7 protein-coding genes are annotated in these 11,846 nt (G+C 61.1%); all 7 read right to left on the reverse strand.

Annotated features, from left to right (window positions below; all coding sequences use genetic code 11):
- Nucleotides 1–19: 19 nt before the first annotated feature.
- On the reverse strand, nt 20–634 hold the full coding sequence (locus PSH78_RS24315) for a cytochrome b (protein WP_305497343.1): 615 nt from the start codon (nt 632–634) through the stop codon (nt 20–22).
- 283 nt (nt 635–917) lie between these two features.
- Nucleotides 918–1,985, reverse strand: a complete 1,068-nt coding sequence (hemE, locus tag PSH78_RS24320) for a uroporphyrinogen decarboxylase (protein WP_305497345.1) — start codon at nt 1,983–1,985, stop codon at nt 918–920.
- 252 nt (nt 1,986–2,237) lie between these two features.
- On the reverse strand, nt 2,238–3,656 hold the full coding sequence (locus tag PSH78_RS24325; protein ID WP_305497346.1) for an FAD-dependent oxidoreductase: 1,419 nt from the start codon (nt 3,654–3,656) through the stop codon (nt 2,238–2,240).
- 33 nt (nt 3,657–3,689) lie between these two features.
- Nucleotides 3,690–8,138 (reverse strand): glutamate synthase large subunit, encoded by a 4,449-nt coding sequence (gltB, locus tag PSH78_RS24330; protein ID WP_305497347.1) that lies wholly within the window; start codon nt 8,136–8,138, stop codon nt 3,690–3,692.
- A gap of 350 nt (nt 8,139–8,488) precedes the next feature.
- Nucleotides 8,489–10,075 carry an AAA family ATPase gene (locus PSH78_RS24335; RefSeq protein WP_305497348.1) on the reverse strand — a complete coding sequence of 529 codons (1,587 nt, stop codon included), beginning with the start codon at nt 10,073–10,075 and terminating at the stop codon, nt 8,489–8,491.
- A 10-nt stretch (nt 10,076–10,085) separates the two neighbouring features.
- Nucleotides 10,086–11,186 (reverse strand): 3-dehydroquinate synthase, encoded by a 1,101-nt coding sequence (gene aroB / locus PSH78_RS24340; protein ID WP_305497349.1) that lies wholly within the window; start codon nt 11,184–11,186, stop codon nt 10,086–10,088.
- Nucleotides 11,187–11,324: 138 nt separating this feature from the next.
- The gene (gene aroK / locus PSH78_RS24345) at nt 11,325–11,843 is read right to left on the reverse strand and encodes a shikimate kinase AroK (protein ID WP_181290818.1); all 519 of its coding nucleotides are present in this window, start codon (nt 11,841–11,843) and stop codon (nt 11,325–11,327) included.
- Nucleotides 11,844–11,846: the final 3 nt, after the last annotated feature.

Consider the following 11,846-nt stretch of genomic DNA (forward strand, 5'->3'; position numbering starts at 1 on the left):
GACGCAATACCACCTGCGCTCACTGAATGAGCACGCCTACAGATTTCCTGAATGTCATCCGCCGTAGCACCCTGCGGCCGGAAGACTCATGCCAGACCACTGCGCAAATATGCAATGCGACGAGCAACGCAAGCGTCATGCAGGACAGGATGTGGAAGGTCAACGCCAAGTCGTTCAGTTGTACGTCATCCAGCGGCTGGGGAATCTGAACGAGCCCGAACAGGCTGATGGGTGTTGTCATCATCAGCACGCCGGAGGCCAGCACGACGCTGGTGACCAGGTAGATCACCGCATGTACCGCCAGCGCCAGGCTTTTATTCATGGACGATGCCGCAGTCCGGATCTCAAGGTTGGAGAAAAACAACCAGAGTCGCCAGGCAAACAACGGAATCAATACCGTTGTCAGTGAGACATTGAGCGATCCAATCCATTGTTTGATAAAGACGGGCACCGGGACATAGGCCACATAAAAACCGGATGCCAGCGTCCACAGAATAATGAAGGCCGATATCCAGTGCAGCAGTACCCGCGGTTTGGAATAGCTCGGAGGGCTTTCCTGCAGGCATTCGGGAAACAAGGGCAACGAAGAATCAAATCCTGCGATCGTGCTTCCCTTTAAAGTTCTGGTTTTCATAAAGTTTCAGACCACTCGTCAAGAAGAACGACAATCAAGTCGCTCTTGGAGTCGCGTAGATTGTTCTACGCGTCCTATCACGGGAGGCGAAACCTTACAGAGACGTTGACGTATTCTCTGTAGGAAAAATCTGCACTGGCTAAGGGATTTTTCTTTGTTTGAACTTCTTAGTTAAAAATAGAAACTCTTAAACCTTAAAAAAGTTGTGATGAAACTTAGACGCAACTGGCATAAAAAAACCTGCCCGGCATAAGTCCGGGCAGGTTTCAGGGCGCCGCGACACTTACACGTGATATTGCGCCGACAACTCATGCACCGCCCGCAGGAAAGCCCCGGCGTGCTCCGGGTCGACTTCCGGGGTGATCCCGTGACCGAGGTTGAACACGTGCCCGCTGCCCTTGCCATAACTGGCGAGGATGCGTCCGACTTCGGCACGGATGGCTTCTGGCTTGGCATACAGCACGGTCGGATCCATGTTGCCTTGCAGTGCGACTCTGCTACCGACGCGCTCGCGAGCGTTGCCGATGTCACAGGTCCAGTCCAGGCCCAGGGCGTCGGCGCCGGCATCGGCGATGCTTTCCAGCCACAGCCCGCCGTTCTTGGTGAACAGGATCACCGGGACTTTGCGACCTTCGTGTTCACGAATCAGGCCGCTGACGATCTTGCGCATATAAGCCAGGGAAAACTCCTGGTACGCCGCCGCCGACAGGTTGCCGCCCCAGGTGTCGAATATCTGCACTGCTTGCGCACCGGCCAGGATCTGGCCGTTGAGGTAGGACGTGACCGACTGCGCCAGCTTGTCCAGCAGCAAATGCATGGCCTGGGGATTGTCGTAGAGCATCGCCTTGGTCTTGCGGAAGTCTTTCGACGAGCCGCCTTCGACCATGTAGGTCGCCAGCGTCCACGGGCTGCCGGAGAAACCGATCAGCGGGACGCGGCCATTGAGTTCGCGACGGATGGTGCTGACGCCGTCCATGACATAGCCGAGGTCTTTCTGCGGATCGGGAATCGGCAACGCCTCGATGTCGGCCAGGCTGCTGACGACTTTCCTGAAGCGCGGGCCTTCGCCAGTCTCGAAGTACAAGCCCTGGCCCATGGCGTCAGGGATGGTGAGGATGTCGGAGAACAGGATCGCCGCGTCCAGCTGCGGGTAGCGGTCCAGCGGCTGCATCGTGACTTCACAGGCGAACTGCGGGTTCATGCACAGGCTCATGAAGTCGCCGGCCTTGGCGCGACTGGCGCGGTACTCCGGCAGATAGCGACCGGCCTGGCGCATCATCCACACCGGGGTGACGTCTACAGGTTGCTTGAGCAGGGCGCGAAGGAAACGGTCGTTCTTCAGGGCAGTCATGTCGGCATCCGGAAAAAAAGTGCGGGCATTTTCTCAGAGCGCGACGCAAAAGGCACGGCAAGAGCCGTGCCTTTTATCTATCGGGGCAATTTGTCGCGGTGCCACGCAATTTTCGCAACACCACAAAACACCTGTGGGAGCGAGCTTGCTCGCGATGAGGGCGGCACATTCAACATGTCCGTCGACTGATCCACCGCTATCGCGAGCAAGCTCGCTCCCACATTTTGATCGCATTCCAGCTATAGAAAGTGATCAGACCTGCAAGTAATCCAGGATCCCTTCCGCCGCATTGCGGCCTTCGAAGATCGCCGTCACCACCAGATCCGAACCGCGGACCATGTCGCCACCGGCGAAGATCTTCGGATTGCTGGTCTGGTGCTTGTACTGGCCTTGTTCCGGGGCAACGACGCGGCCCTGGCTGTCGGTCTGGATGCTGAACTGCTCGAACCATGGCGCCGGGCTTGGACGGAAACCGAAGGCGATGACCACGGCGTCGGCCGGGATGATCTCTTCGGAACCGGGGATCGGCTCGGGGCTGCGCCGGCCACGGGCATCCGGTTCGCCAAGACGGGTCTCGACCACCTTCACGCCTTCGACCTTGTCTTCCCCGACAATCGCAATCGGCTGGCGGTTGTAGAGGAATTTCACGCCCTCTTCCTTGGCGTTCTTCACCTCTTTGCGCGAGCCCGGCATGTTTGCTTCGTCACGACGATAGGCGCAGGTCACCGACTTGGCGCCCTGGCGAATCGAGGTGCGGTTGCAGTCCATCGCCGTGTCGCCACCACCGAGTACCACGACTTTCTTGCCTTTCATGTCGACGAAATCTTCCGGCGACTTTTCAAAGCCCAGGTTGCGGTTGACGTTGGCGATCAGGAAGTCCAGCGCGTCGTAGACGCCCGGCAGGTCCTCGCCGGCAAAGCCGCCCTTCATGTAGGTGTAGGTGCCCATGCCCATGAAGACCGCGTCGTATTCTTCGAGCAGTTGCTCCATGGTGACGTCCTTGCCCACCTCGGTGTTCAGGCGGAACTCGATGCCCATGCCGGTGAAGACTTCGCGACGATTGCTCAACACGCTCTTTTCCAGCTTGAACTCGGGAATGCCGAAGGTCAGCAGGCCACCGATTTCCGGGTTCTTGTCGAACACCACCGGGGTCACGCCACCGCGTACCAATACGTCGGCACAGCCCAGGCCCGCCGGACCGGCGCCGATGATCGCGACACGCTTGCCGGTCGGCTTGACCTTGGACATGTCCGGGCGCCAGCCCATCGCGAATGCGGTGTCGGTGATGTACTTTTCCACCGAACCGATGGTCACCGCGCCAAAACCGTCGTTGAGGGTGCAGGCACCCTCGCACAGGCGATCCTGCGGGCACACCCGGCCGCAGACTTCCGGCAAGGTGTTGGTCTGGTGGGACAGTTCGGCGGCCTGGAGAATATTGCCCTCGGCCACCAGCTTCAGCCAGTTGGGAATGAAGTTGTGCACCGGGCACTTCCATTCGCAGTACGGGTTACCGCAACCCAGGCAGCGGTGGGCCTGGTCGGCCGACTGCTGGGGTTTGAAGGGCTCGTAGATTTCCACGAACTCTTTCTTGCGTTGACGCAACAGTTTCTTCTTCGGATCCTTGCGCCCGACATCGATGAACTGGAAGTCGTTATTCAGACGTTCAGCCATTGTTAAAACCTCATCAAACTCTTCAGGCGCATATCACTGCGGGTTGGCACGGGTGCTGGAAAGCAACGACTTCAGGTTGGCCGCTTTCGGCTTGACCAGCCAGAAACGACGCACGTAGTCATCGAGGTTCTCGGCGAGTTCACGACCCCACTCACTGTCGGTTTCCTCGACGTATTCGTTCAGCACGCGTTGCAGGTGGCTGCGGTAGGCTTCCATCGCCTCGCCGCTGATCCGCTGGATTTCCACCAGTTCGTGGTTGACCCGGTCGACGAAGCTGTTGTCCTGGTCGAGCACATAGGCGAAACCGCCGGTCATGCCAGAGCCGAAGTTGTAACCGGTCTTGCCAAGTACGCAGACGAAACCACCAGTCATGTACTCGCAGCAGTGATCGCCGGTGCCTTCCACCACGGTGTGGGCGCCGGAGTTACGCACGGCGAAGCGCTCACCCGCGGTGCCGGCGGCGAACAGTTTGCCGCCGGTGGCGCCGTAGAGGCAGGTGTTGCCGATGATCGCACTGTCCTGGGTCCGGTAGACACTGCCCTTGGGCGGAACGATGACCAGTTTGCCACCGGTCATGCCCTTGCCCACGTAGTCGTTCGCGTCACCTTCCAGGTACATGTTCAGGCCGCCGGCGTTCCAGACGCCGAAGCTTTGCCCGGCCGTGCCCTTGAAGCGGAACGTGATCGGCGCGTGAGCCATGCCCTGGTTGCCGTGCTTGCGGGCGATCTCGCCGGAAATCCGCGCGCCGATGGAGCGGTCGCAGTTGCAGATATTCAGCTCGAACTGAGCACCGCTCAGGTCATTGATCGCCGCAGCGGCCATGTCGACCATCTTCTCGGCCAGCTCGCCCTTGTCGAACGGCGGGTTGCGATCGACCTGGCAGAATTGTGGCTTGTCCGCCGGGATCAGGTCGCTGCCCAGCAACGGGGTCAGGTCCAGGTGATGCTGCTTGGCGGTCTGGCCTTCAAGCACTTCGAGCAGATCGGTGCGGCCGATCAGCTCTTCCAGCGAGCGCACGCCCAGCTTGGCCAGCCACTCACGGGTCTCTTCGGCCACGTAGGTGAAGAAGTTCACCACCATGTCGACGGTGCCGATGTAGTGATCCTTGCGCAACTTCTCGTTCTGGGTCGCCACACCGGTGGCGCAATTGTTCAGATGGCAGATGCGCAGGTATTTGCAGCCCAGGGCAATCATCGGCGCGGTACCGAAGCCGAAGCTCTCGGCACCGAGAATAGCAGCCTTGATCACGTCGAGACCGGTCTTCAGGCCCCCGTCGGTCTGCACCCGGACCTTGCCGCGCAGGTCGTTGCCGCGCAAGGTCTGGTGGGTTTCGGCCAGGCCCAGTTCCCACGGCGCGCCAGCGTACTTGATCGAGGTCAGCGGCGAGGCACCGGTGCCGCCGTCGTAGCCGGAGATGGTGATCAGGTCGGCATAGGCTTTCGCCACGCCGGCGGCAATCGTGCCGACGCCGGCTTCCGCCACCAGCTTCACCGAGACCAGGGCCTTCGGGTTCACCTGCTTGAGGTCGAAGATCAGTTGCGACAAGTCTTCGATCGAGTAGATGTCGTGGTGCGGCGGCGGCGAAATCAGCGTCACGCCGGGCACCGCGTAGCGCAGCTTGGCGATCAGGCCGTTGACCTTGCCGCCAGGCAACTGGCCGCCTTCGCCGGGCTTGGCACCCTGGGCAACCTTGATCTGCAGTACTTCAGCGTTGACCAGGTATTCCGGGGTCACACCGAAGCGGCCGGTGGCCACCTGCTTGATTTTCGAACTCTTGATAGTGCCGTAGCGCGCCGGGTCTTCGCCGCCTTCGCCGGAGTTCGAACGCGCACCGAGGCGGTTCATGGCTTCGGCCAGGGCTTCGTGGGCTTCCGGGGACAAGGCGCCCAAGGAGATGCCGGCGGAGTCGAAACGCTTGAGGACCGACTCCAGCGGCTCCACTTCGCTGATATCCAGCGGCGTGTCGAGGGTCTTGACCTTGAGCAGGTCGCGGATCATCGACACCGGGCGGTTATCCACCAGCGCCGTGTATTCCTTGAACTTGCCGTAGTCGCCCTGTTGCACGGCGGCTTGCAGGGTGTTGACCACGTCCGGGTTGTAGGCGTGGTATTCGCCACCGTGGACGAACTTCAGCAGGCCGCCCTGCTGGATCGGCTTGCGCGGGCTCCAGGCTTCGGCGGCCAGGGCTTTCTGCTCGGCTTCGATGTCGACGAAACGCGCGCCCTTGATGCGACTCGGGACACCACGGAAGCTCAGCTCGCAGACTTCTTCGGACAGGCCGATGGCCTCGAACAACTGCGCGCCGCGGTACGAGGCGATAGTCGAGATACCCATCTTCGAAAGGATCTTGAGCAGGCCCTTGGTGATGCCTTTGCGGTAGTTCTTGAACACCTCGTAGAGGTCGCCCAGGACTTCACCGGTACGGATCAGGTCGCCCAGCACTTCGTAGGCCAGGAACGGGTACACCGCCGAGGCGCCAAAGCCGATCAGCACCGCAAAGTGATGCGGATCGCGAGCCGTGGCGGTTTCGACGAGGATGTTGGAATCGCAGCGCAGGCCCTTTTCGGTCAGACGATGGTGCACCGCACCGGTGGCCAGCGAGGCGTGGATCGGCAGCTTGCCGGGCGCGATATGACGGTCGGTCAGGACGATCTGGGTGCGACCGGCACGCGCGGCCTCTTCAGCCTGATCGGCGACGTTGCGGATCGCCGCTTCCAGACCGACGCTTTCGTCGTAGTTCAGGTCGATGACCTGACGTTCGAAGCCGGGGCGATCGAGGTTGGTCAGCGAACGCCACTTGGCCGGAGAGATGACCGGCGAGCTGAGGATCACCCGCGAGGCGTGTTCCGGCGACTCCTGGAAAATGTTGCGCTCGGCACCGAGGCAGATTTCCAGGGACATCACGATAGCTTCGCGCAGCGGGTCGATCGGTGGGTTCGTCACCTGGGCGAACTGCTGGCGGAAATAGTCATACGGCGTGCGTACGCGCTGGGACAGCACGGCCATCGGCGTGTCGTCGCCCATGGAGCCGACCGCTTCGTAGCCCTGCTCGCCCAGCGGACGCAACACCTGGTCACGTTCTTCGAACGTCACCTGGTACATCTTCATGTACTGCTTGAGCTGGTCGACGTCGTAGAAAGCCGAGCCATGGTCGTTGTCTTCCATGGTCGCCTGGATGCGCAGGGCATTCTTGCGCAGCCATTGCTTGTACGGATGACGGGACTTGAGACGGTTGTCGATCGCGTCGGTGTCGAGGATCTGCCCGGTCTCGGTGTCCACGGCGAAAATCTGCCCAGGGCCCACGCGGCCTTTGGCGATAACGTCTTCGGGCTGGTAGTTCCACACGCCGATTTCCGACGCCAGGGTGATGAAACCATTGGTGGTGGTGACCCAGCGCGCCGGACGCAGACCGTTACGGTCGAGCAGGCACACCGCGTAGCGACCGTCGGTCATGACGATACCGGCCGGGCCGTCCCACGGCTCCATGTGCATGGAGTTGTATTCGTAGAAGGCGCGCAAGTCCGGGTCCATGGTTTCGACGTTCTGCCAGGCTGGCGGAACAAGCATGCGCACGCCACGGAACAGGTCGATGCCGCCGGTCACCATCAGTTCGAGCATGTTGTCCATGCTCGAGGAGTCAGAGCCCACGCGGTTGACCAGCGGGCCGAGCTCTTCGAGGTCCGGCATCAGGTCATTGGCGAACTTGGTGCGACGGGCCACGGCCCAGTTGCGGTTGCCGGTGATGGTGTTGATCTCGCCGTTGTGGGCGAGGAAACGGAAGGGCTGGGCCAGCGGCCATTTCGGCAGGGTGTTGGTGGAGAAGCGCTGGTGGAATACGCAGATCGCGGTTTTCAGGCGCTCATCGCTCAGGTCCGGATAGAAGGCGGTGAGGTCCGCCGGCATCATCAGGCCTTTGTAAATGATGGTCTTGTGGGAAAAGCTGCAGATGTAGTGGTCGGTGTCAGCGGCGTTGGCCACGGACGAACGACGACGGGAGCTGAACAGCTTGATCGACATTTCCTGGTCGCTCAAACCTTCGCCGGCAATGAACACTTGCTCGATCAACGGCAGGCGCTCAAGGGCCAGACGGCCGAGGACGCTGGTGTCGATCGGCACTTTGCGCCAGCCGACCAGTTGCAGGCCGGCGGCGAGGATCTCGCGGTTCATGTTCTCGCGAGCGGCTTGTGCCTTTACCGGGTCCTGGTTGAAAAACACCATGCCCACGGCGTACTGCTTGGGCAGGGTCACGCCAAACGTTTCCTGGGCGATGGCCCGCAGGAACTCGTCAGGCTTTTGAATCAGCAAGCCACAGCCGTCGCCGGTCTTGCCGTCGGCGTTGATCCCACCACGGTGGGTCATGCAGGTCAGGGCCTCAATGGCCGTTTGCAAAAGGGTATGACTGGGCTCGCCCTGCATATGGGCTATCAGGCCGAAACCGCAGTTATCCTTGAATTCATCTGGTTGGTACAGACCTGCTTTCATAGACACTTTCTCACCAGGCTGCCTCTTGTCGAGGCAAATTTCTTTTCAATTCAGCCAGTTGCGTGCCGCGCCGAACGTACGCCAGCTTTGCGGGGGCAAAAGGGAGGTCATTGTACACACCGACACAGAGGCTCACAAATTTGACGACGAACTGTCGCAAATCCATGTCGCATTTGTGAAAGGTTTAAAGCTATATGCTGTGCTAGTCAAAACTTTTTTGGGTTCGACCGCTACGACTCAAACGCTACTGTGACGCAGACACCACAAGGCGCGCGGCCTGAAAGGTCGCCCGCCCTTGCGGAAATTTTGAGGTTGCCGGGAGAGGCGGCCAGGGTAAGGCCGCCGAATCATCAGCGAGTTGCTGCCAGTTCCTGTTGGACGCTGGCGACAGTGCGAGGCCAAGGTTTACCAGCCTGAACCTTCGCTGGCAAGGCCTTGATGGCGGAAACGGCTGCGTCACGATTGGCAAAGCTGCCGTAGGTGATGACATACAGCGGCTTGCCGTTGAGCACTTTCTTGAAATAACGGTACTCGCCGCCCTGCTCCTTGACGAAGTTCTGCGCAGTGGCTTCGGAGCTGGTGCCGAGGATCTGCACCACGTAGTTGCCCGGTGCCTGACCTGCGTACCAGCTACCGCCCGCGGCTTTGGCCGGGGTGGCGGCAGGCTTGGCCGCAGGCGCCGGTGCTGGCTTGGCCGCTGGGGCGGCCGGGGTCGGGGCCGGCTTGGCGGTGGCGACCTGGGTTGGCGCAGGCGTCGGTTTGGCGGCCGGGGCAGGTGTCGGCGTCGGTGCCGGACCGGCCGGCACGCCCGCAGGTGGCGCGGTGGTGGTCACGGTTGGCGGCACGTCGCTGCTGTCATCGATCGGCGGCGGCGCGCCGTCGTCGCCTTCGGTGATGCCTCCCGCGGCTTCTGCCAAGGGACCGCGCATGACCGGTTGCGATTGGCCGACCAGCGGCAGCGGCATAGGCTGGGTATTGCCGGCAAATTCCACCGCCGGCGCACCACCGTTGGCTTGCGGAGTGCCCTGGCCGAGAGGCAGCTGTGCCTGTTCGTTGGCAGGTGCGCCGGTGGTCGGTGCCTTGTTGCGACCTGGCATCAGCCAGGCGGCGGCCACCGCAACCACGACAACGGCGGAAATCGCCAATACGTGTTTCTTCGGCATGTTGAACCCCATACTTGGACGCTTCACCGCTGAGCGGCTGGCGATCATGATTTCGATCAGAGCATCTCGGGCCACCTGGTTGATATTGCCAGGCCAGCCGTCGGAGCTTTCGTGAATCTCAGAGATCTGATCCGCGGTGAAAAGTTCGATACCCCGGCCAGCCCCCTCCAGGCGCTGGGCCAGGTATTCACGGGTTTCTTCCTCGGTGTAGGGCGCGAGTTCGATAACGTGGAAACGCTCTTCCTCGAGCTCCAACTGGTCCAGCTCGGCGATCAGTGACGACTCACCGAACAGGAACACATGGGGACGGCCTTCCGGCGCGCCGGCAGCCAGGGCCAGCAGCGCTTCCAGGGCCGATTCGTCGAGTTGTTCGGCATCGTCCACCAACAGGTAGACTTCCTGCCCGGTGAGCGCCAGCTGTACGATCTGATCGAGAATCGCGCCAATTTCCGCCTGGGCGACATTCAGAGCCTGGGCCACCTGGCGCAGCACACCCGCAGCATCACCCGCACCACGGGCCGATACCACCACGCTTTGCACCGACTGCTTGTTGGTACTGGCCACCAGGGCCTGGCGCAGCAAGGTCTTGCCACTGCCCTGGGGGCCGGTGACCACCAGCAGCAATTGGCTGTAGCGGGCCAGATGGTGCAACTGGCCCAGCACTGGCTTGCGTTGGGCAGGGAAAAACTTGAAGCCCGGGACCCGCGGAGCGAAAGGGTCATGACTCAATTGGAAATGGCCGAGGAACGCCTCGTCGGCATGCAGACTAGTCATCGGAATCTTATTAACCTTTAAGCTGAGCCAGGGCGCGGTAATCCGCTCCCAGCGTGGCCTGTAGAACCTCTTTCGGATAATCGTCGGTCACTACCGCTTCGCCCATGCGGCGCAGCAGCACCAGACGCAGACGACCGTCGATCACTTTTTTGTCGATTGCCATGTGTTCAAGAAAATCCGCCTCGGTCATTTCTTCCGGCGGAACCACCGGCAACCCGGCACGTTGAAACAGGCGAATACCACGATCGCGTTCCTGCTGGCTGATCCAACCCAGGCGCGCGGACATTTCCAGGGCCATGACCGTCCCTGCGGCAACGGCCTCACCGTGCAGCCAGACGCCATAGCCCATATGGGTTTCGATGGCATGACCGAAGGTATGGCCGAGGTTGAGCGTGGCCCGCACACCCGATTCGCGTTCATCGGCGCCGACCACGGCAGCCTTGGCTGCGCAAGAGCGCTCGATCGCGTAAGTCAGGGCCTGCTGATCCAGCGCACGCAGGCGGTCGACGTTTTCTTCGAGCCAGCCGAGGAACGGCTCGTCGCAGATCAGCCCGTACTTGATCACTTCAGCCAGGCCTGCGGACAGTTCACGGGCCGGCAACGTCTTGAGGGAGGCGGTGTCGATGAGCACCACGTTGGGCTGATAGAACGCGCCCACCATGTTCTTGCCCAGCGGATGATTGATGCCGGTCTTTCCGCCCACGGACGAATCGACCTGCGATAGCAGCGTGGTAGGAATCTGGATGAAATCCACACCGCGCTGATAGCACGCCGCAGCGAACCCGGCCATGTCGCCGATCACGCCGCCGCCCAAGGCGACTACGGTGGTGCGACGATCATGACGCGCAGTCAGCAGGCCGTCGAAGATCAATTGCAGGGTTTCCCAGTTCTTGAACGCTTCACCGTCGGGCAACACGACGGAAATGACGGAAAAAGCTGACAGGCTGCGAGTCAAGCGTTCCAGGTATAAAGGAGCGACGGTTTCGTTGGTGATGATCGCGACTTGCCGTCCGGCGATATGCGGCGCCAGCAGTTCGGGCTGGTCGAGCAAGCCTTCGCCAATATGAATCGGGTAGCTGCGCTCGCCCAGGTCGACCTTAAGTGTCTGCATGTGTCCCCACAGTGAAGATGAAATCAGGCATCCCTACCTGCAATTAACGAAGTCCACGGTGTCTCAGTTAATGGCCATCCGCCACAACCCAGTCGAGCCAAAACGGGACGTCGAGGATAGCGCATTTCGCTCGGCGCATTAACGGGGTGGCAGTTGCTGAAGGCGATCGAGAATTTCCAGCACCACCATCCGTGGCGGCCGTTCATCGGTTTCGATGACCAGGTCGGCGATTTCCCGATACAGCGGATCACGCAATTCCAGCAGATCACGTAGCGTCTTGGCCGGGTCGGCGGTGCGCAACAGCGGCCGGTTGCGATCACGGGCGGTGCGACCCACCTGCTGTTCGACTGAGGCGTGCAGGTAGACCACCCGTCCGCCGGCATGCAGCGCCCGACGATTGGCCTCGCGCATGACCGCGCCGCCACCGGTCGCCAGCACCACGCCTTCGAAACCGCACAGCTCGGCAATCATCGCCTGCTCGCGGTCGCGAAAGCCCGGTTCGCCTTCCTTATCGAAGATCCATGGGATATTGGCGCCCGTGCGCAATTCAATTTCCTTGTCGGAATCTTTGAATGGCAGGCGCAGCTCTTTGGCCAGCAAACGACCGATGGTGCTTTTTCCAGCCCCCATCGGTCCAACAAGAATCAAATTTCGCACAGA

The organism is Pseudomonas sp. FP198 (genome assembly GCF_030687895.1).
Classification (GTDB): Bacteria; Pseudomonadota; Gammaproteobacteria; order Pseudomonadales; family Pseudomonadaceae; genus Aquipseudomonas.

Coding starts and splice junctions, on each gene's coding strand:
- PSH78_RS24325 (WP_305497346.1), bottom strand. CDS start 3,656: ATGGCTGAACGTCTGAATAACGACTTCCAGTTCATCGATGTCGGGCGC.
- PSH78_RS24335 (WP_305497348.1), bottom strand. CDS start 10,075: ATGACTAGTCTGCATGCCGACGAGGCGTTCCTCGGCCATTTCCAATTG.
- aroB (WP_305497349.1), bottom strand. CDS start 11,186: ATGCAGACACTTAAGGTCGACCTGGGCGAGCGCAGCTACCCGATTCAT.
- gltB (WP_305497347.1), bottom strand. CDS start 8,138: ATGAAAGCAGGTCTGTACCAACCAGATGAATTCAAGGATAACTGCGGT.
- PSH78_RS24315 (WP_305497343.1), bottom strand. CDS start 634: ATGAAAACCAGAACTTTAAAGGGAAGCACGATCGCAGGATTTGATTCT.
- hemE (WP_305497345.1), bottom strand. CDS start 1,985: ATGACTGCCCTGAAGAACGACCGTTTCCTTCGCGCCCTGCTCAAGCAA.